Annotated in this window: 15 protein-coding genes; 4 read left to right on the top strand and 11 right to left on the bottom strand. The window is 69.2% G+C overall.

Annotated features, from left to right (window positions below):
• The first annotated feature begins 58 nt into the window (after positions 1–58).
• Positions 59–676: a GNAT family N-acetyltransferase gene (locus ABZ854_RS05200; protein WP_361204494.1), complete on the top strand. Its 618-nt coding sequence runs from the start codon at positions 59–61 to the stop codon at positions 674–676.
• A 75-nt stretch (positions 677–751) separates the two neighbouring features.
• Here ABZ854_RS05200 and trxA read toward each other — a convergent pair whose 3' ends face one another.
• From trxA to ABZ854_RS05165, 7 genes are all read right to left on the bottom strand, one after another.
• Positions 752–1,084, bottom strand: a complete 333-nt coding sequence (gene trxA / locus ABZ854_RS05195) for a thioredoxin (RefSeq protein ID WP_129308032.1) — start codon at positions 1,082–1,084, stop codon at positions 752–754.
• Positions 1,085–1,129: 45 nt separating this feature from the next.
• A complete protein-coding gene (trxB, locus tag ABZ854_RS05190) occupies positions 1,130–2,101 on the bottom strand; it encodes a thioredoxin-disulfide reductase (protein WP_361204490.1) in 972 nt (323 codons plus the stop codon).
• Positions 2,102–2,253: 152 nt separating this feature from the next.
• Positions 2,254–3,117 (bottom strand): hypothetical protein, encoded by an 864-nt coding sequence (locus ABZ854_RS05185; RefSeq protein WP_361204487.1) that lies wholly within the window; start codon positions 3,115–3,117, stop codon positions 2,254–2,256.
• A complete protein-coding gene (gene sigM, locus ABZ854_RS05180; protein WP_361204484.1) occupies positions 3,114–3,839 on the bottom strand; it encodes an RNA polymerase sigma factor SigM in 726 nt (241 codons plus the stop codon). Before sigM ends, ABZ854_RS05185 begins: the two co-directional genes overlap by 4 nt.
• 22 nt (positions 3,840–3,861) lie before the next feature.
• The gene (locus ABZ854_RS05175; RefSeq protein ID WP_361204481.1) at positions 3,862–5,559 is read right to left on the bottom strand and encodes a protein kinase family protein; all 1,698 of its coding nucleotides are present in this window, start codon (positions 5,557–5,559) and stop codon (positions 3,862–3,864) included.
• Between the two features lie 118 nt (positions 5,560–5,677).
• Positions 5,678–8,020 carry a murein biosynthesis integral membrane protein MurJ gene (gene murJ, locus ABZ854_RS05170; protein WP_361204478.1) on the bottom strand — a complete coding sequence of 781 codons (2,343 nt, stop codon included), beginning with the start codon at positions 8,018–8,020 and terminating at the stop codon, positions 5,678–5,680.
• Positions 8,021–8,066: 46 nt separating this feature from the next.
• Complete coding sequence (locus tag ABZ854_RS05165; RefSeq protein WP_361204475.1) at positions 8,067–10,427, bottom strand: DUF6049 family protein; 2,361 nt, start codon at positions 10,425–10,427, stop codon at positions 8,067–8,069.
• Between the two features lie 257 nt (positions 10,428–10,684).
• On the opposite strand from ABZ854_RS05165, the gene ABZ854_RS05160 reads away from it, so the two are divergent.
• Positions 10,685–12,151 carry a CCA tRNA nucleotidyltransferase gene (locus ABZ854_RS05160; RefSeq protein ID WP_361204472.1) on the top strand — a complete coding sequence of 489 codons (1,467 nt, stop codon included), beginning with the start codon at positions 10,685–10,687 and terminating at the stop codon, positions 12,149–12,151.
• Between the two features lie 72 nt (positions 12,152–12,223).
• On the opposite strand, the gene ABZ854_RS05155 is transcribed toward ABZ854_RS05160, so the two are convergent.
• The 3 genes from ABZ854_RS05155 to ABZ854_RS05145 all read right to left on the bottom strand — a co-directional run bounded on the left by ABZ854_RS05155 (position 12,224) and on the right by ABZ854_RS05145 (position 15,478).
• Entirely contained in the window at positions 12,224–13,516 is a 1,293-nt protein-coding gene (locus ABZ854_RS05155) for an MFS transporter (RefSeq protein ID WP_361204470.1), read from the bottom strand.
• A 154-nt stretch (positions 13,517–13,670) separates the two neighbouring features.
• Positions 13,671–14,753 (bottom strand): inositol-3-phosphate synthase, encoded by a 1,083-nt coding sequence (locus tag ABZ854_RS05150; protein ID WP_129308041.1) that lies wholly within the window; start codon positions 14,751–14,753, stop codon positions 13,671–13,673.
• 41 nt (positions 14,754–14,794) lie between these two features.
• The gene (locus ABZ854_RS05145) at positions 14,795–15,478 is read right to left on the bottom strand and encodes a PadR family transcriptional regulator (protein ID WP_361204466.1); all 684 of its coding nucleotides are present in this window, start codon (positions 15,476–15,478) and stop codon (positions 14,795–14,797) included.
• A 363-nt stretch (positions 15,479–15,841) separates the two neighbouring features.
• Here ABZ854_RS05145 and ABZ854_RS05140 point away from each other — a divergent pair, with 363 nt between their 5' ends.
• Positions 15,842–18,505 (top strand): transglycosylase domain-containing protein, encoded by a 2,664-nt coding sequence (locus tag ABZ854_RS05140; protein WP_361204463.1) that lies wholly within the window; start codon positions 15,842–15,844, stop codon positions 18,503–18,505.
• Positions 18,506–18,635: 130 nt separating this feature from the next.
• Complete coding sequence (locus ABZ854_RS05135) at positions 18,636–20,168, top strand: glycosyltransferase 87 family protein (RefSeq protein ID WP_361204460.1); 1,533 nt, start codon at positions 18,636–18,638, stop codon at positions 20,166–20,168.
• A 79-nt stretch (positions 20,169–20,247) separates the two neighbouring features.
• On the opposite strand, the gene ABZ854_RS05130 is transcribed toward ABZ854_RS05135, so the two are convergent.
• Entirely contained in the window at positions 20,248–21,279 is a 1,032-nt protein-coding gene (locus ABZ854_RS05130; RefSeq protein ID WP_361204457.1) for an alanine racemase, read from the bottom strand.
• Between the last annotated feature and the right edge of the window lie 51 nt (positions 21,280–21,330).

The raw sequence follows: 21,330 nt of genomic DNA, 5'->3' as shown, positions 1-21,330 counted from the left end.
GGAGCGCTCTGACGGCCGCCCGCGACGCGGCGGGCGAAGGAAGCGAGGAACAGCCTTCATGGGGCGTCGGCTCGTACCGCTCACGCTGGACAACCTCCAGGACCTCCCCACACGATGCCGCTCGTGTGTCTTCTGGGAGCTGGACCCTGTCAGCGGTGAAGCCGCGGTAAGAGCGGGCAGGTCCGCGACGGAGAAGGAGGCCTGGATCTCCGCCGTCCTCCTGGACTGGGGATCATGCGGCCGGGTGATCTACGTCGACGACGTGCCGGCTGGCTTCGTGCTCTACGCACCACCGGCCTATGTGCCGCGTTCCTCGGCGTTCCCCACCAGTCCCGTCTCTCCGGACGCGGTGCAGCTCATGACTGCGTTCGTCATGCCGGGTTTCCAGGGGCAGGGGCTGGGACGTGTGATGGTCCAGGCTGTCGCCAAGGACCTGCTGCGCCGTGGGTTCCGGGCGATCGAGGCCTTCGGCGACGCCCGCTGGAAGGAGGCCGCCTGTCTGCTTCCGGCCGACCATCTCCTCGCCGTGGGCTTCAAGACGGTACGGCAGCATCCCATGCATCCCCGGCTACGGCTGGAGCTGCGGTCCACGCTCTCCTGGAAGGACGACGTGAACCTGGCGCTCGACCGGCTGCTGGGGGCGGTTCAGAAGGAGCCGGCGCTGCGACCGTTGTGATGCTGCGTGAGGGCTACGGGCACATGCGAATGGGCCAACCCGAGGGGTTGGCCCATTCGTGTTTCACGTGAAACGTCAGTCGGCGATGAACTCGTCGAGGTCGCGCACGATCGCGGCCTTCGGCTTGGCGCCGACGATGGTCTTCGCGACCTCGCCCCGCTGGTAGACGTTCAGCGTCGGGATGGACATGACGCCGTACTTGGCGGCCGTCTCCGGGTTCTCGTCGATGTTGAGCTTGACGATCTCGATCTTGTCGCCGTACTCGGCGGCGATGGCCTCCAGCGACGGGGCGATCTGGCGGCACGGACCGCACCACGCGGCCCAGAAGTCGACCAGGACGGGCTTTTCGTTCTTGAGGACGTCCTGGTCGAAGGAGTCGTCAGTCACATTCTTGAGGGTGCCGGCCACGGCGGGCTCCTTAACTTGATCGTGCGGTGAGGCGGGAAGGGAGGGTCAGACGGTGGCGGACTTCTCGGGCTCGGCCGCGTCCTCGTCCGCCAGGGCGGCGAGGAACCGCTCGGCGTCGAGGGCGGCGGAGCAGCCGGTGCCGGCCGCGGTGATCGCCTGGCGGTAGGTGTGGTCGACCACGTCACCGGCGCCGAAGACACCCGTCAGGTTGGTGCGGGTGGAGGGCGAGGCCACCTTCAGGTAGCCCTCCTCGTCCAGGTCCAGCTGGCCCTTGAACAGCTCGGTGCGCGGGTCGTGGCCGATCGCGATGAACAGGCCGGTGACGGGCAGGTCGGACAGCTCGCCGGTCTTGACGTTGCGCAGCTTCAGCCCGGAGAGCTTCTGCTCGCCCTGGATCTCGGCGATCTCGCTGTCCCAGACGAACTTGATCTTCGGGTCGCCGAAGGCGCGCTCCTGCATCGCCTTGGAGGCGCGCAGGGTGTCGCGGCGGTGGACGATCGTCACGGACTTGGCGAACCGGGAGAGGAAGGTGGCCTCCTCCATCGCGGTGTCGCCGCCGCCGATCACGGCGATGTCATGGTCCTTGAAGAAGAAGCCGTCACAGGTGGCGCACCACGAGACACCACGACCGGAGAGCGCGTCCTCGTTCGGCAGACCGAGCTTGCGGTGCTGCGAGCCGGTGGTGACGATGACGGCCTTCGCCCGGTGGATGGTGCCCGCCGTGTCGGTGACGGTCTTGATCTCGCCGGTGAGGTCGACGGAGACGATGTCGTCCGGGATCAGCTCGGCGCCGAAGCGCTCGGCCTGCGCCCGCATGTTGTCCATCAGGTCGGGGCCCATGATGCCGTCGCGGAAGCCCGGGAAGTTCTCGACCTCGGTGGTGTTCATCAGCGCACCACCGGCGGTGACGGCACCCTCGAACACCAGGGGCTTCAGCGACGCGCGCGCGGTGTAGAGCGCCGCCGTGTAGCCGGCGGGCCCGGAGCCGATGATGATCACGTTACGGACGTCGCTCACGGCTTGATTCCTCGTCTCTGGACTGCGTCAGTCGACCGGTGGAGCCCTTTTCAGGGCTCTCACCCACCCAACGGATCCTACGGGCCCCGCATTCCCGCTGTGCCCGGGCACACGCGGTCCTCGGGAGCACGCGGTGCGGGCGGGGCGCCGGTTCAGGGACGGGTGAACGACTGCTTCAGCAGAACCTTGCCGGTGCCGTCCGGCTGCTGACTGACGCAGGCAGCGTCGACCACGTAGGCCGTGACGCGTGTGCTGTCGTGCGCGTCGGGGAGCACGACGAGATAGGAGGCCTTTCCGCCGTAGGTTCCCGTCTTGGATCCGAGGACGTCTCCACTCCGGTTGATCGCCTTCTGGATGCAGTCCGGCACGGGGGCTTCGGGCTGGAGGAGGGTCTTCGCGCTCTCGGTCGACCCCGGGCTGTTCTGCTGTGAGTCCACACCCGAGCGCGGCTGCCGACTGGGGGAGGACTGCGTCTGGGCGGAGAGGAGGGACTTCACCTGGCTCTGGACGCTCCCGCCGGAGAAGGTGCCAACAGTGGCCGACGGCCTTCCTTGGGCTGTCGTATCGGCGCCGTCGCTGCCGAGCGACTGCAGGACGAAGGTGCCTGCACCGAGGACAGCGGCGGTGAGAACGGCGCCCAGGGTGACGTTCCTGCGGCGACGGCCGCGCTCGGACTTCTTGCGTCCGGGACCACTCGCGGCGCGCGGGCGACCGGCGGGCCGGTCCGGCGCGGTCGATGTTTCACGTGAAACATGACCCGCTTCGGCCTTCGCGGCCTCCGCGGCGAGGGCGGCGTCGATCCGGGCGGCCACGTCCTCGGGCATCCTGGAGGAGCCCTGGAAGGAGCCCAGCAGCCCTCGGATCTCTTCCAGTGAGGCATGGACGTCCGCGCACAGCTCGCAGCCGTCCACATGGCGCCGTACGTCCGCGCTGCGGGCAGGCGTGAGCAGACCTTCGGTGAGGTCGGAGATCTCCGAGACGTCCGGGTGCCCGGCCATGTCCGTCGTGGAAGTCACGCTCGCCCACCTCCGCCCTTCACTACGGCTGAATCGCTTGGTCCGCTGTCTCCCGGGCCCCCGTCGCGGGACCCCGTTGCCGGTGGGACGGATGTCCCGTGCATCCGGTTCCGTCCGGGGCCGGGGTTCTTCTCCTCGTCGCCGGCGTCCGGCCTCAGATGACCGAGGAGCGGAAGGAGTCTTGCCCGGCCACGGGCGCAACGGCTCTTCACCGTGCCGGTCGGCACCTCGAGGATCCGAGCGGCCTCGGCCACGGGATACCCCTGCATGTCCACCAGGACGAGCGCGGCGCGCTGCTCGTGCGGAAGCGTGCCGAGCGCTTCGAGGAGCTGGCGGTGCAGATCGTTCCGCTCGGCCGGGGCAGAGGCCGACTCGTGCGGCTCCAGCAGTTGCTCCAGCCGCTCGGTGTCGTCGACCGGGGAGGTCTTGCGCGTCGCCGCCTTACGGGCCCGGTCCAGGCAGGCGTTCACGGTGATCCGGTGCAGCCAGGTGGTGACGGCCGACTGCCCGCGGAAGGTGTGGGCAGCCCGGTAGGCCGACACCAGCGCGTCCTGGACCGCGTCAGCGGCCTCCTCCCGGTCCCCCAGCGTCCGCAACGCCACGGCCCAGAGCCGGTCCCGGTGCCGCCGCACGATCTCACCGAAGGCATCGGGATCGCCCTTCACATGCCGGGCGAGCAACTCCTGATCGCCCAGCTCGTCGAATCCGATGGCCTCTGACATCTGCCCCTCCTGAGCGGAGACCTCAGCTGGTCACCTTGATGTCGGCCACTCTGCCCCGCCAGTGGCCCTCGTTGTCCGGGGGCAGCTGGGTCAGCCAGACGAGGAGGTACCGAGACTTGAGGGACTTGCCGGGCTTGAGGACGACGGTCGTGCCCGAGCCTCCCGCCACCTTTGAGTAGCCGTCGAACGTCGTCGGCTCCGAGCTCTCGTTCTCCCCGGCGGCACGGAGTTCGACCGAGGTCTCCCCGACGAAGCTGACTGTCACCTTGCCGACCTTCTGGACCTTGCCGAGGTCGAGGATGAGACCGACGCCCGACTTCAGGTTGCCGAACTTGGAACCCAGGTAGAAGTCCGTCTGCCAGTACGTAGCAGGGCTGTCGTCGTAGGCCTTCTTTATGTCGGACGGCTTCTCGGACTGGTCCCCGAACGGGTCGAAGTCATGGGCCCCTTGGATGGGGATGGGCTGGCCGGCCGACGGCAGCGGGGCGCCCTTGTCGCCGCCGTCCTGCGTCTGCGTGCTGTCCGTGTCGCCGGACTTGCCGCCCTGGTCCATCAGGGCGTCCGCCAGCTGCCAGCTGCCCAGGCCCAGCGCGGCGATGAGGAGGGCCGACACGGCCCACTTCAGCGCCTTGCCGGTGCGGCTCTGCAGCGGGGGCGGCGGAGCGGTGACCGGCTGGGTGGTGGCGGAGTGCGGTGCGGGGCGGCCGTACGTGCCCTGCTGGTACGTCGTGCGCTGGTACTCCGGCGGGGCGGCGAACGCCGGCTCGGGTGGGCGGATGCGCGGCATCTCGCCGATGGCCTTCACCAGCTCCTCCGGCGTGGTGCACGCGGCCTCGTGGCGCGAGGCGGTCGCACCGTCGTTGACGAGGGCCCGCATGGCCAGTTCGGACAGACCTCGGTGGACACCGGCCCGTACCTGGTCGGGTGAGATGAGCCCGATGTCCTTGGGCAGCCCGGACATGCCGTAGGCGTCGTTCTCGTACGGCCAGCGCTGGGTCAGCGCCGCGTACAGCAGGGCGCCGATCGCCTCGGTGTCGGTGCGTTGCGGGGTCTCGGAGCTGACGCCGCGCAGCGCGGCGTTCACGGCCAGGCCGCGGATACGCCACTGGCCGGTGGAGGCGCGCAGGACGGCGTTCGGGTTGAGCCGCAGATGGGCGAGGCCCTCGCGGTGCGCGGCGGCCATGGCGGAGGCCACCTGACTGACCATCTGGTACGCGTCGTGCGGCTCCAGCGGGCCGACCGCCAGCAGCGCGGTCAGCTCGGTGGCGTCGGGCAGCCACTCGTGCACCACGTACACGAGGTCGTTCTCCTCGACCGCGTCGAGGACCTGCACGAAGCGCGGATCGCCGAGCAGCGCGGAGGAGCGCGCGGCCGCCAGCACCGACCGGGCCCGGACATGGTCGGCGGGCAGGATGTGGACGCCGACGGCACGCCGGAGTTTCTCGTCGACCGCACGCCAGCTGCTGAATCCGTCCAGACGGGTGACGCACTCCTCCAGACGGTAGCGTCTGGCCAGTTTGTGACCGCTGTGCAGTTCGGGAGGCGAGGCCTTCTTCTCGGGGCGCTCGGTCTCGCCGCTCCCCTGCGCCTCGTCGTTCTCCGTGCCCCGCTCTGGGTTCTGGGCCACCCCGTCGGCCGTGGACTGGTCCGCCTTGGCGGTCAGCGGTTGTTCACCGCTGTTGTCTGCCACGTCGACGGCAGCCGTGCTCCGTTCCGCCACCGTCGTCCCTGCCTCCCCATCCGTTGCACGCTGTCCGACGCCGAAACCAATTGTGCCCACAGTCTGCCGCTATGCACGACACACAGCCGCGAACGATGGTTGTGCGCCTACCCCCGCCTCAGCGCCCCAGTCGCCCGCGCACCATGCCCACGAGCGAGTTGAGTTCCTCGATGCGCATGCGGCGCGCGCCGACGTAGAAGACGCCGAGCAGCACCGCCCCGCCGGCCAGCAGCGCGGCGAAGGAGCCGACGACACCCTGACCGAGGGTGTGGCCGATGCCGTAGCAGGCCGCGCCGCTGAGCAGGGCCGCCGGCACCGAGGCGATGCACAGCCGCGCGTACGTCCGCAGCACCCGGGAACCGTCCAGGTCGCCGCCTAGCCGCTTGCGCAGTCGCCGCCAGGCGACGCCCACACCGATGGCGTACGCGACGCCGTACGCGGCGGCCATGCCGGCCACCGCCCAGCGGGACGGCAGCAGCAGGTAGCACAGGCCTGAGGCGCCCGCGTTCACCGCGGCGACGATGACCGTGTTGTAGAAGGGGGTACGAGTGTCCTCGTAGGCGTAGAAGGCGCGCAGGACGACGTACTGGACGGAGTAAGGGATCAGGCCGAGGCCGAACGCCATCAGCATGTAGCCCATGTTGGTGGCCTCGCCCGTGCCCGAGGAGCCGAAGATCAGCGTGCACATCGGGATGCCGAGCGAGACGAAGCCGAACGCGATGGGGACGATGGCGACCGCGGTGGTCCGCAGACCCTGGGAGATGTCCTCGCGGACGGCGCCTCCGTCGCCCTCGGCCGCCGAGCGCGAGATGCGCGGCAGCAGCGCGGCCATCAGCGACACCGTGATGATGGCCTGCGGCAGGCCCCAGATCAGCTGGGCGCTGGCGTAGGAGGCGAAGCTGGTGCCCTTGACACCGGAGTCGTTTCCGGCGGCGGTGGACAGCTGAATCACGATCATCGCGCCGGCCTGGTTGGCGAGGACGAACAGGACCGTCCACTTGGCGAGCATCGCGGCCTTGCCCAGTCCGTGGCCACGCCAGTCGAAGCGCAGCCGCATCCGGAAGCCGGTCTCGCGCAGGTACGGGATCATCGCGAGGGCCTGGACGACCAGGCCGAGCAGCACGCCGATGCCGAGCAGCCGCTGGCCCTGCGCCGGGATGTTCGTGACGGTCATGCCGGAGTGGGCGGCGCTGCCGTAGACCCAGATGAACGTCGAGAGCGTCACGATGATGACGATGTTGTTCAGGACCGGCGTCCACATCATCGCGCCGAACTTGCCGCGCGCGTTGAGCACCTGGCCCATCACCACGTGGATGCCCATGAAGAAGATCGAGGGCAGGAAGTAACGGGTGAAGGTGACGGCGACGTCGTTGGCGGCCGGGTCGGTGGCGACCTTGTTGGACAGCATCCGCACCAGCAGCGGCGCCGCGAACATCGCGAGCGCGGTGAGCGCGGCCAGGGCCACCATCACCAGAGTCAGCAGACGGTTGGCGAACGCCTCACCGCCGTCGTCGTCCTCCTTCATGGCCCGCACCAGCTGCGGCACGAACACGGAGTTCAGCCCGCCGCCGACGGTCAGGATGTAGATCATCGTCGGCAGCTGGTAGGCGACCTGGAAGGAGTCGCCGAGGAAGCCGAGGCCGAGGGCCGAGACGATCAGCGCGGAGCGGACGAAGCCGGTGAGCCGGGAGACCAGCGTGCCGGCCGCCATGACGGCGCTGGACTTCAGCAGTCCGCCGGCCCGCCCGCCCTTGGGTGCGGGAGCCGCCGTGGGGGTGGTCTCGGAGGGACCGGCGGGGTTCGCCGGACCGGGCACGGTGGCCGAGCCCGGGACCGGAGCCTGTGCCGGGTTCCCGGCGGCCGGCGAGGGGGCCTGGTACGGCGCCTGGGCGTACGGGTGGTGCTGCGGTCCCGGCGCCGCCGGATACTGCTGCGGGTGCCCCTGCCCGACGCCCGGCGCCGCGGCGGGGCCGGGGACGGCTTGCGGATCCATCGGCCCGGGCTCACCGCCCTGCTGCTGGTCCCGGAAGAGGTGCGCGAAGGCGTCCGGCTCGTGGTACTCCTCGCCGGAGTGCGTGACCAGGTCGTCGACCCCCACGAACTGCGTCGTACGGGGGTCGTCGCCGTACGGCAGGTAGGGGGCCCGCCCGTCGGGCTCCGGCGCCGGGGGCTGCGCCCAGACGCGCGGGTCGGGGGCGTACGGCGACGGGGCCGGCGGCCCGTACAACGAGTGGTCGCCGTCACTCGGGGGCGGCGGATGCGCGGCGCGGTCGTAGAGCGCCTCGGCGACCGGGTCCTGGGCAGCGAGGTCGTGCGCCCGGTAGGGGTCCTGGTCGTAGGCGTCCTGGAGGTACATGTCCGCCGCGGGCTGCGGCGGCACCTGGCCGGGCTCGGGCGGGGTCTCGGGGTACCCCGAGCCGGCCGCGCCCTGGCCGCGGTCACCGTCGTACGGCGAGTTCATTCCTACCCCACCTCATCGTCCCGGGCCGCACCGGCCACGACATCGCTCAACGGTCCACTCTCTCACCCGTCCCGGACGGGTCGGCGCTTTCCGGTGCGGTGTCCGGCGCAGGGTCACTCGGCTGCTTCGGGTCGTCTGCCCCGGCGCCGGACTCCTCAGGGAGACGGTCCCCCGGCCCGTCGGGGTTCCCGGGCCCGTCGGTGTCGTCCCCGCCCGCCGTGTCCGGGCCGTCGCCGCCGGCCCGGCGGGCCGCCGCGCGCTTGCGCTGGGTGTACATCCGGAAGCCGGCGAGTACCAGGAGCAGCACGCCGCCCCCGATGACGAGCATCACCGTCGGCGTGACCTCGGTGACCTTGACGTCGAAGCTGACGGGGTCGCCGTACTTCTGGCCGTCCTCGGTGTAGAGCTGGGCGACGACCGCGACCCTGCCGTTGGCGTTGGCCGACGTGCTGAACTTCACGGACTGGCTGTGGCCGCCGGAGACCTCGACGGGCTGCTCGTAGTAGGCCTGGCCGCCGATCTTCAGGCGGGTCGGCATCGTCGAGGTGAGCCGCAGCACGAGGTGGCCGACGGGCTGCACGAGGTTGTTCTGGACGGTGACCGGGATGGTGGCGCTGCGGCCGGAGAGCTTGGTCTCGGACTTGTCGATCAGCTTGACCTGGTCGGCGAGATCGTCGAGCCAGTTCTCCACGCCGGTCCGGAAGTCCTGTGCCTCGGTGCTCCGGCCCCGCCACGACGTGGACATCTCACGGTTTATGGCCCGCCCGAACGGGGTCACCACGCGGGACTGGTTCTCCAGGATGGCCTGGAAGTTCGCCAGCTTGTCCTGGGTGCGCCCGATCTGCTGGAAGGCCTCCTTCGGCAGCTCCTTCCTGCGCAGCGCGGAGGGATAGGAGGACGACGAGGGGATGCGCGTGGTCGCGTTGGGGTCGGGCTTGGCCTTGGCCGCGGCGGTGAGGTCCTGCGACTGGGACCAGGTGCCGCCCTGGAGGGTCCGCAGGGCCGTCGCCATCGTCTGGGCCTGGCTCGGCGAGGGCATGCGCTGGGGAGCGATGACGATGTTGCGCTGGTCGTCCGTCTGCGCGGTGACTTCCAGACTCTGGGCCAGGAACTGCTGGACGGCGAGCGTCGCGGACTGCGCCTTGGTGAGATCGCCCTCGAAGGCCGTAGACAGCCGCGAGTCGGCGACCACCGCTGTCGTGCCGCCGCCGATCGGGCGGGCGGCGGAGGGTGTGTAGGACAGCCCGGCGGTCTCCTGGAGACTGTCGCTGCGCGCGATCACGTTGTCCGCGCCCGCGGAGGTGGCCACCTTGATGATCGACGGGTCGACGGCGCCTGCCACGGGCCAGGCGAAGTCCGTGCTCGGCGTGACGTGCAGCACCGTCTTCACGGTGAGCGCGGCCACATCGGTGGCGTCCTTGAGGTGGCTCAGCGAGCCGGTGACGCTGGTGCCGTTGTGGGCGAGGGAGGCGAGGTCCGGGTCGGCGAAGGGCAGCGCGACGACCTCCTTGCCCGTGACGGCCTTCTGCAGGCCTGCGAGCCACTGCTTGGCCACCGCCTGGTGCGTGCCCGCGGTGGTGGTGTCGCCCGGGCCCCGGATCTTGTAGCCCTTCGCCATGGCGTCCACGGACGCCAGCAGATCCGGATCGATCACCCAGGTGACGTCCAGGTCCTTGCCGAGCTGGAGCATCTGGGCCAGCCTGCCCCCCGGGGCGATCTCCTCGGCCAGGTCGTCGTTGAGGAAGACCGGTGTCTGCAGCTCACCGGCGCCCGTCTTGGCGGTCATGTGGACGTCGGAGATCAGCGGCCACAGGAACGTCGTCTTCGTCTTCGTGTCGGCGTCGGACGGCTGCCACGGCAGGAACGTCCGCTGAATCCCCAGCATCTGCTCCCAGGGCTGTGCGGCCGTCTGGCCCGAAAGGGACACCCCCAGCTGGTAGACGCCGTCCGCACCGAGGTCGAGCTTGTCCACCGGCACCGAGATGCTGAAGGGCTGCGCGACATGAGGGGCCAGCTTCGTGAACTTCTCGACGTACTTCCCGCCGACCTCGGCGCCGGCGCCCAGCTGGAGGTCGTCGGAGTGCCGGGCGGTGTTGTCGATGGAGGAGCGGGTGCTCAGCTGGGGGCCCACCCTCAGATCGACATGGGCCTGGGTGACGGGCTGCTTGCCATTGTTGGTCACCGTTCCGGACACGGTCAGCGTGTCGCCGTCGCCGGGGGCGCTGGGGCTGAGTGTGTCCAGGGACACGGTCACCGGGTCGGACGAGGCGGCCTCGGCGGGCGTCGCCGCGGGCAGCTGAAGGAGTCCGGCCAGCAGGGGCGCCCCCGCGAGCAGTGCTCCGGTGCGCCGCAGCCAGCGGCGGGCAGGTGAGGCACTGGTCCCCTGGAAGTCTGCCGCCTCGGCCACGCGCTCGCCCGTCCCTCGTCGTCGTCAGTGGTCGTCGGAATGTGCGTCCACGCATGGTAACGATGCGCGCTGAGGGGAAGTGCCGCGGTCTGCTCCACAAGATCGGCGGACAGCGGCATCCCGTCCGCTATGTCCTGTATAAGGCTGAGAGTGGATCTGCACCCCGAGGGCGGCCCCTGGCCCGGTATCGGTGGACCTGTCCGTCCCCTCTTTATGAGGGAGCCTACGGCCGCCCGGGACACGTACCCTCTTCTGTTGTGCCGAACGCCAACGATGACACTCCTTCCGCCCTCAGCCAGGCGCAGCAGCGCGCAGTGAGCGAGCTGCTACGGGTGGCCCCCGTCGCCGACGACCTCGCTCGCCGCTTCCAGGAGGCCGGGTTCTCCCTCGCCCTGGTGGGCGGGTCGGTCCGGGACGCGCTGCTCGGCCGGCTCGGCAACGATCTGGACTTCACCACCGACGCCCGCCCCGAGGACGTACTGAAGATCATGCGCCCCTGGGCGGACGCCGTCTGGGAGGTCGGGATCGCCTTCGGCACGGTCGGCGCGCAGAAGGACGCCCGCGTCCAAGGCGCTGACCGACGCTTCCAGATCGAGGTCACCACCTACCGGTCGGAGGCCTACGACCGGACCTCGCGCAAGCCCGAAGTGGCATACGGCGACTCCATCGAGCAGGATCTGGTTCGCCGGGACTTCACGGTCAACGCGATGGCCGTGGCGCTTCCCGAGAAGGAGTTCATCGACCCGCACCGTGGTCTGGAGGATCTCGCGGCACGGGTGCTGCGCACTCCGGGTACGCCCGAGGAGTCGTTCTCGGACGACCCGCTGCGGATGATGAGGGCCGCCCGGTTCGCCGCCCAGCTGGACTTCGCGGTCGCCCCGGAGGTCGTGACCGCCATGCGGGAGATGGCGGGACGGATCGAGATCGTCTCCGCCGAGCGAGTCCGGGACGAGCTGAACAAGCTGACCCTCTCCGCTCATCCGCGCAAGGGACTGACGCTGTTGGTCGACACCGGCCTCGCCGGTCATGTGCTGCCCGAGCTGCCGGCACTGCGCCTGGAGAGCGACGAGCATCACCGGCACAAGGACGTGTACGAGCACACACTGATCGTTCTGGAACAGGCCATCGCCCTGGAGCAGGAAGGTCCCGACCTCGCTCTGCGGCTGGCCGCGCTGCTGCACGACATCGGCAAGCCGCGCACGCGCCGCTTCGAGAAGGACGGCAGGGTCTCGTTCCACCACCACGAGGTGGTCGGGGCGAAGATGACCAAGAAGCGCATGACGGCTCTGAAGTACTCCAACGAGCTGGTCAAGGACGTCTCGCGGCTGGTCGAACTCCATCTGCGGTTCCACGGCTACGGTACCGGCGAATGGACGGATTCAGCGGTGCGCCGCTACGTCCGTGACGCCGGTCCGCTTCTCGAGCGCCTGCACAAGCTCACGCGCTCCGACTGCACGACGCGCAACAAGCGCAAGGCGGCCACGCTCTCCCGCGCCTACGACGGGCTGGAAGAGCGCATCGGCCAGCTCCAGGAACAGGAGGAGCTGGACGCGATCCGCCCGGATCTCGACGGCAACCAGATCATGGAGATCCTCGGAGTCGGCCCCGGGCCGGCTGTCGGCAAGGCGTACAAGCACATGCTGGAGCTGCGCCTGGAGAACGGGCCCATGGAGTACGACGCCGCAGTGGCCGCGCTCAAGGAGTGGTGGGCCGAACAGAGCTGAGTCGGTGTTGAGTCATGTTTCACGTGAAACATGACCGGGAGTCGGCCGGAGTACCGTACGAGGGGCGATGTTTCACGTGAAACATCGCCCCTTTTCTCGGCCTCCCCGTTGCTCGAAGCAGGTCATTCCTGCTGCGACCGCTCCGTAGATCACGGCGACCAGGATCACCAGGACCGTCGAGCGCCCGTCCGGCGGGAGCATCAGGGCAGCCACTCCCGCCGCGCCGACGAAGGCGACATTGAAGAGCACGTCGTACATGGAGAAGATCCGGCCGCGGAACCCGTCGTCGACGGCGGCCTGGACGACCGTGTCCGTGGCGATCTTGGCGCCCTGGGTGATCAGACCCAGAACGAAGGCGGCCACCAGCAGCGGGCCGGTGGCGAAGAAGAGCCCCAGAGCCGGCTCCAGTACCGTGGCCACGCCGGCGCACACCGCAATCCAGCGCCCGGGGCCCAGCCGTCCCGCCGCCCACGGGGTCACGACGGCCGCAGCGAAGAATCCGGCACCGGACACCGCGAGCGCCAGCCCCAGCAGCCTGAGGCCCTCGTCCGGGGTGGTGGAGAGGGCGTACCGGCACAGCATCAGCAGCAGGACGAGGAGTGCGCCGTAGCAGAAGCGCATGAGGGTCATCGCGGCCAGCGCCCAGGCCGCCTCCCTGCGCCGCGGTGCGGCGAGGTACCGGACGGCGGCGAGAAGGTCGCGTGCCGTGTCGGCGAGCGCGGTCCGCAGGTGCGGCCGAGCCGGCGTGCGGTCAGGACCGAGCAGAGCCGGGGCCAGGGTCAGGGAGGTGAGGCTTGCGCACAGGTAGAGGAAGGCGCCGAGCAGGACCACCGCGGCATCGGAGTGCGACGCCACGAGGCGTACGCCGAAGGCCAGGCCCCCGCCCGCGGTCGCGGCAAGCGTTCCGGCTGTGGGGGAAAGGGAGTTGGCCAGCACCAGACGGCCGGTGTCGACTACACGCGGCAGCGCGGCGGACAGTCCGGCGAGGACGAACCGGTTGACGGCCGTGACGCACAGCGCGGAGACGTAGAAGAGCCAGTCCGGCACCTGTCCGGCCATCAGAACCGCGGTGACCGCGGCCAGCAGGGCGCGCAGCAGGTTACCGAAGACGAAGACCTGACGGCGCCGCCAGCGGTCCAGCAGCACACCGGCGAAAGGTCCGATCAGCGAGTAGGGCAGCAGCAAAACTGCCATCGCCGCGGCGATCGCGGCGGCCGAGGTCTGCTTCTCCGGGGAGAAGACGACGTAGGCGGCGAGCGCGACCTGGTAGACGCCGTCGGCACCCTGCGAGAGGAGACGGACGTACAGCAGACGCCGGAAGTCCCGCAGGCGCAGCAGGACGCGCAGGTCACGGACGACGGACATGGGGCACAGCCTCACACATGCCGAGGGTCCCCGGGTCATGGAACCCGGGGACCCTCACCGCCCTGGCAGGAGCGTTCTGGACGGACGCGCGCCGCGCGCCCACTCTCGCCGGCGCGCCGCGCTTTGTCTCGCTAGCGTGCCGTGCCCTGTCTCGCTAGCGCTCGACGTCGCCGCGGATGAACTTCTCGACGTTCTCGCGGGCCTCGTCGTCGAAGTACTGGACCGGCGGGGACTTCATGAAGTACGAGGACGCCGACAGGATCGGGCCGCCGATGCCGCGGTCCTTGGCGATCTTCGCGGCGCGCAGCGCGTCGATGATGACGCCGGCGGAGTTCGGGGAGTCCCAGACCTCCAGCTTGTACTCCAGGTTCAGCGGGACGTCACCGAAGGCACGGCCCTCGAGGCGGACGTAGGCCCACTTGCGGTCGTCGAGCCAGGCCACGTAGTCGGACGGGCCGATGTGGACGTTCTTCTCGCCGAGGTCCCGGTCCGGGATCTGGGAGGTGACGGCCTGCGTCTTGGAGATCTTCTTGGACTCCAGGCGCTCGCGCTCGAGCATGTTCTTGAAGTCCATGTTGCCGCCGACGTTCAGCTGCATCGTGCGGTCCAGGATGACACCCCGGTCCTCGAACAGCTTCGCCATGACGCGGTGCGTGATGGTGGCGCCGACCTGGGACTTGATGTCGTCACCGACGATCGGGACACCCGCCTCGGTGAACTTGTCCGCCCACTCCTTGGTGCCGGCGATGAAGACCGGGAGGGCGTTGACGAAGGCGACCTTGGCGTCGATGGCGCACTGGGCGTAGAACTTCGCCGCGTCCTCGGAGCCGACCGGCAGGTAGCAGACCAGGACGTCGACCTGCTTGTCCTTCAGGATCTGGACTACGTCGACCGGCTGGGCCTCGGACTCCTCGATGGTCTGGCGGTAGTACTTGCCGAGGCCGTCGAGGGTGTGGCCGCGCTGGACGGTGACACCGGTGTTGGGCACGTCGCAGATCTTGATGGTGTTGTTCTCGGAGGCGCCGATCGCGTCCGCGAGGTCGAGGCCGACCTTCTTGGCGTCGACGTCGAACGCGGCGACGAACTCGACGTCACGCACGTGGTAGTCGCCGAACTGCACGTGCATCAGGCCGGGGACCTTCGACGCCGGGTCGGCGTCCTTGTAGTACTCGACGCCCTGCACCAGCGACGCGGCGCAGTTGCCCACGCCGACGATGGCTACGCGAACCGAACCCATTCCGGTTGCTCCCTGTGTGTACGAGTGAGGCCCTGCGGGTCTCACATGGCGGTGTCGTCGGACGTATCCGGCCGGGAGGTCTTCCCGGGCCGGGGCAGGCCGTCCGTCGATCCATTGGTGGTGTCCTGCTGAGCGGACCCCCCGGACGCGGAACCTCTCAGGTCCCGCCCGGCCCGCTCGCTCTCGATGAGCTCGTTCAGCCAGCGCACTTCGCGCTCCACGGACTCCATTCCGTGGCGCTGGAGCTCAAGCGTGTAGTCGTCGAGGCGCTCCCGCGTGCGCACCAGGGAGGCGCGCATCTTCTCCAGGCGCTCCTCCAGGCGGCTGCGCCGGCCCTCCAGCACACGCATGCGCACATCCCGCGACGTCTGCCCGAAAAAGGCGAAACGTGCGGCGAAATGTTCGTCCTCATACGCGTCGGGACCGGTCTGCGAAAGCAACTCCTCGAAGTGCTCCTTACCTTCTGCCGTCAATCGGTACACGATCTTCGCGCGGCGTCCGGCGAGGGGAGCGGCGAGGGCTTCCTCATGGGTGCTGCCCGGTTCCTCGATCAACCAGCCGTTGAGGACGAGCGTCTTGAGGCAGGGGTACAGCGTTCCGTAGCTGAACGCCCGGAACACACCCAGTGAGGTGTTGAGTCGTTTGCGCAGCTCATAGCCGTGCATCGGGGACTCGCGCAGCAGGCCGAGTACGGCGAACTCCAGGATGCCGGAACGCCGGCTCATGAACGCCTCCTCTCGGTCCGCAGCGTCTTTATCTCGCACTGATGTATCGACTCGATACATCACGACGATAGAACGACCTTCCCCGTGCGACAAGTGGGAAGACGGTGAACGGGATCACATCACCGATTCGCAGGAGGCAAGTTGCCTGTTTTGGGGTGAACTTCGGAGCTCGGCGGGTTTTGACGGTGCGTAGTCTGTGCGGCATGCACACCACCGGGAACCACGCGACGCATGGGGACGTCGTTGTCCCCGGTGCAGTACGGGTGAATGCCGAACCGACCGCATCCGTACTTCGGGGGGACCGGAAACCAGCCGCCGTTTCCAGGCGCGCACGGGTGCGCCTGCCCGAGGAGTAATCGTTCGATGAGCGAGCACCGTCGCAAACCGCCGCAGTCGCAGGAAGGCGGACGTGCAGCGGCCAGACGCGGCCAGTCCGGCCCGCCCTCCGGCCGCCGGGCGGCACCGCGAGGCGCCACCGGGTCTCCCGCCGACTCCTCCGGATCCTCTGGGTCCGGTTCTCCCGGGGCGGGGGGTGCGGAGCGTCCCTACGGCGGCCGTGCCGAGGCCCGCCGGGCGGCGCAGAGAGGCGGACGGCGCAGAGGCGCCGACACTCCCGGTCCGGGACGGCGCGGCGGCGCGGGCGGACCGGCCGGCCCCGGCCGCGGCAGGGGCCGTGCGACGACGGCACCCGGCAAGAAGCGGCTCATCGACTACCCCCGTGCGGGGAAGTACGGCTGGCGCCGCTGGGTGCCGTCCTGGAAGCTCGTATCCGGGCTGTCCATCGGCTTCCTCGGATGCCTGGTCGCGCTGGTCGGCATCGGCTTCGCGATGGTGCGGATCCCCAGTGAGAACGTCGCCGCGGAGTCGCAGAACAACGTCTACTACTGGGCCGACGGCAGCCAGATGGTGGCGACCGGCACCGGCGTGAACCGCCAGAACATCACCATCGACAAGATCCCGCAGGCCATGCAGAACGCGGTGATCTCGGCCGAGAACAAGAGCTTCTACCAGGACTCGGGCGTCGACCCCATGGGTATCGCGCGAGCCCTGGCCAACATGGCACGCGGTGGACAGACGCAGGGTGGTTCGACGATCACCCAGCAGTTCGTCAAGAACACCTACCTCAGCCAGGACCAGACGATCACCCGTAAGTTCAAGGAACTGTTCATCTCGGTCAAGGTGGGCACGAAGCTCAAGAAGCCGCAGATCCTCCAGGGTTACCTCAACACCTCGTACTACGGGCGGGGCGCCTACGGCATCCAGGCGGCCGCGCGGACGTACTTCGGCAAGGACGCGGTCGACCTCCAGCCGACCGAGTGCGCGCTCCTCGCGTCCCTGCTGAAGGGCCCGACGTACTACGACCCGGCCGGTAACCCGGACTTCGACAAGAACGCGACGCGGGAGGCCAACCTCAAGCGCTCGCACGACCGCTGGTCCTGGATCCTCGGTGAGATGCACAAGGACGGGCATCTCACGGACGCCCAGTACAAGACGGCCATCAGCCACTACCCCACGACCAAGGGCCGCAAGGCGACCAAGGGCATGACGGGGCAGATCAGCTACCTGGTCGACACGGCCAAGAAGTACGTACTGGACCACTCCGACATCACGCGGACGCAGTTCGACCGGGGCGGCTACCAGATCTACACGACCTTCGACAAGAAGAGGGTCAACGCCCTGAGCGCGTCCGTGAAGAAGATCCAGAAGACGCGCCTGCATCCCAAGACGGACCCGCACGACACGTACGTGCAGTTCGGCGCCGCATCGGTGAAGCCCAACGACGGCGCGATCGTCGCGCTCTATGGTGGCACCGGTTACGAGAACGGCCACTTCACCAACAACGCCGACACCCAGGGCGTACCGGTCGGCTCGACATGGAAGCCGTTCGTTCTCGCCGCGGCCATGCAGTACGGCACGTACCGGGATCCCGGTGTCCCGGTCTCGCCGCTGAGCAAGTACAACGGCAACGACCTGATCAAGATCAGGAAGCAGGACGGAAGCTACTTCCTGAACAAGGACAACTCGGTCTTCCGGCAGAAGAACGAGGGCACCAAGGACTGGGGCTACATCACCCTGCGCAAGGCGATGGAGCAGTCCATCAACTCGCCGTTCGTGCAGTTGGGTGTCGACGTGGGGATGACACACGTCCGCGACGTCGCGGAGTCGGCGGGCATCCCCGCGAAGAGTATGGCGAAGGACCTCAACCCGTCGTTCGCCATCGGTACCTCCACGCCCAGTGCGATCAGCATGGCGGACGCGTACGGCACGTTCGCCGCGTCCGGCAAGCAGGTGGACCCCTATTCGGTGACCGCCGTCAAGCACAACGGTGAGGAACTGCAGGGCTTCAGCAAGCCGAAGGTCAAGCAGGCCATGGACGCGAACATCGCCAACAACGTGACGGACGTCCTGGAGAACGTCATCCAGAACGGTACGGCGACCAACGCCCAGGCCCTCGGGCGTACGGCGGCCGGCAAGACCGGCACCACCGATGAGAACAAGTCGGCCTGGTTCGTCGGCTACACCCCGCAGCTGTCCACAGCGGTGACCATGTTCCGGGAGAACCCGAAGAACCCCGGGTTGATGTCCATGAACGGCACGGCCGGCAAGGACTCGATCCACGGTGGTGACATTCCGACGCTGGTATGGACCGAGTACATGGAGGCCGCGCTGAGGGGAGCCTCCGACACGGGCTTCCCGGAGGCCACCAAGATCGGCGATGCGCAGAACGAGCCGGGTGCTCCGTCACCCACCCCCACGCCGTCGCCGACGCCCACGCCGAGCGAAACGCAGAGCAACACGCCGAGCCCGACGCCCAGCGACACGGGGCCGTCCCCGACCCCGACACCGTCCGACACCTGCCAGTTCGGCTGGGGCAACAACTGCAACGGCAACGGCGGCACCGGGCCGGGCGGCACGGACGGCGGGACCAGTCCGTCACCCACGGCCACCGACACCACGGGGACCGGCACCACCAGAGGCAATGGCAACGGAGGCAACGGAGGCTTCTTCGGGGGCCCGACCGGCTGACCAAACCGTCCGGACCGTCTGACGCCACCATGGGCCGCCAGGACTGTTTCACGTGAAACACGGGCCGCCGCACCCTCGAGGTGCGGCGGCCCTCGGCGTATTCCCCGAGACGTACGGCAGGATGTGCTCCATGGCCAGTGCAGAGATGACGCCCGCGAGCAGCAGCGAGCCCGGCCCCGGCCGGCCCGTCGACGCGGAGCCGGTGCGGCCGACCCGGGAGGACGAGGTCGCCGCAGCCGGGAGCGAGCTGATCGGCGGCCCCATCGGGCGGTGGGCCCTGCTCGGGACGTCCTGGTGGACTCCGGTCCGGGTGATCGCGCTGGTGGCGATCGGCATGTTCGCCCTCGGCCTCGTCCAGAAGGCGCCCTGCTACCACAGCGCCTGGTTCTTCGGCGCCAGCTCGCAGTACACGCACGCCTGCTACTCGGACATCCCCCACCTCTACGACGGCCGTGGTTTCGCCGCCCACCTCGTGCCCTACTTCGACAAGCTCCCCGGCGACATGGACTACCTCGAATACCCGGTGCTGACCGGTGTGTTCATGGAGGTGGCCTCCTGGCTGACACCGCACAGCGGCACCCTCCAGCACCAGGAGCAGTGGTACTGGTTCGTCAACGCCGGAATGCTGATGGCGTGCACGGCCGTGATCGCGGTCTGTGTGACCCGCACTCAGCGGCGGCGTCCCTGGGACGGCCTGATGGTTGCCCTGGCGCCGGCCTTCGCGCTGACCGCCACGATCAACTGGGACCTGTTCGCGGTGGCTCTGACCGCCGCCGCGATGCTGATGTGGTCGCGGGGCCGCGCCCTGGCCTTCGGCGTCCTCCTGGGACTCGCCACGGCCGCCAAGCTCTACCCGGTGCTGCTGCTGGGCCCGCTGCTCGTGCTGTGCTGGCGCGCCGGCAAATGGCGGGAGTTCTTCCAGGCCGCGGGCGGCGCGGTGGTCGCCTGGGTCGTCGTCAACCTGCCGGTGATGTACTTCGCCTTCGACGGGTGGTCGAAGTTCTACACGTTCAGCCAGGAACGCGGTGTGGACTTCGGGTCTTTCTGGCTGATCTGGTCGCAGAACACCACCAGCCCGCCCACCACCACGTTCGTGAACACGGTGGCGACGATCCTGGTGGTGCTGTGCTTCCTCGGCATCGCGGCCCTGACGCTCACCGCCCCGCGCCGGCCGCGCTTCGCCCAACTGGCCTTCCTGATGGTGGCGGCGTTCATCCTCACCAACAAGGTGTACTCACCGCAGTACGTCCTGTGGCTCGTACCGCTCGCGGTGCTCGCCAGGCCCAGGTGGCGGGACTTCCTGATCTGGCAGGCCTGCGAGGTCGCGTACTTCCTGGGCATCTGGATGTACCTCGCGTACACGACCAGCGGAGACGCCCACAAGGGCCTCCCGACGCACGGCTACCACTGGGCGATTTTGCTGCACCTGTTCGGGACGCTGTACCTGTGCGTCATCGTCGTACGGGACATCCTGATGCCGGAGCGGGACACGGTGCGCCGGTCCGGGGACGACGATCCCTCGGGCGGGGTGCTCGACGGCGCGAAGGACCGCTTCGTGTTCGGGGCGGCCGCCCGTCCGCCGCGGCACGCCGCCCCCTTCGAGGGGCCCCAGGTGGACTGGGGCAGGGCGGAAGTGCTGTCCGACCGGGAGGGTTCGCTCTGAGCGAACAGGGCGTCGGCCCGGCATGCGGAAGGCCGTACACGGAGCTCCGTGTACGGCCTTCACGTCGCTTCCGGCCGGGTCAGCGGTCCATGAGCCGGTCGAACTGCGTGGTGGTGTGCCGCAGATGGGCCACCAGCTCGTCCCCGACCTTCGGCTCGGGGGCGTCCGAGGGAACGAAGAGGATCGACACCTGCATGTGCGGCGGCTCCGCGAACCAGCGCTGCTTGCCGCCCCAGACGAACGGAGAAAGGTTCCGGTTGACCGTGGCGAGCCCGGCCCGTGCGACGCCCTTGGCGCGCGGCATGACGCCGTGCAGCGCCTTCGGCGCCTCCAGGCCCACACCGTGCGAGGTACCGCCCGCCACGACCACGAGGAAGCCGTCCGAGGCCGCCTTCTGCTGGCGGTAGCCGAACCGGTCGCCCTTGGCCACGCGGGTGACGTCCAGGACGGCTCCGTGGTACTCGGTGGCCTCGTGATCACCGAGCCACAGCCGGGTGCCGATCCGGGCCCGGAACCGGGTCTGCGGGAACTGCTGCTGGAGCCGGGCCAGTTCGTCCGCCTTGAGGTGGCTGACGAACATGGTGTGCAGCGGCAGCCGGGCGGCGCGGAGCCGGTCCATCCAGCCGATGACCTCCTCGACGGCGTCCGAGCCGTCGGTGCGGTCCAACGGCAGGTGGATGGCGAAGCCCTCCAGCCGGATGTTCTCTATGGCGGCGTGCAGCTGGGGCAGGTCCTGCTCGCTGATGCCGTGCCGCTTCATCGAGGACATCACCTCGATGACCACACGGGCGCCGACGAGACCGTAGACGCCGTCGATGGACGACACGGAACGGATGACCCGGTCGGGCAGCGGCACGGGCTCCTCGCCGCGACGGTACGGCGTAAGCACCAGGAGGTCGCCGCCGAACCAGTCCTTGATGCGCGCGGCCTCGTAGGTCGTCCCGACGGCGAGGACGTCCGCGCCCAGGCGCGTGGCCTCCTCAGCGAGCCGTTCGTGTCCGAAGCCGTAGCCGTTGCCCTTGCAGACCGGGACGAGACCGGGGAACTGCTCCTGCACGTGCTTGTGATGCGCCCGCCAGCGCGCGGTGTCGACGTAGAGCGTGAGCGCCATGGCCGGACCGGAACCTTTCTCGTCGCTGCGGTGGGTCAGAGGTGTGGAGGC

The sequence above is a fragment of the Streptomyces sp. NPDC047028 genome (assembly GCF_040644095.1).
Taxonomy (GTDB): domain Bacteria; phylum Actinomycetota; class Actinomycetes; order Streptomycetales; family Streptomycetaceae; genus Streptomyces.
Note: the sequence above shows the minus strand (reverse complement) of the source record. Positions and strands in the feature narration are given on the sequence as shown.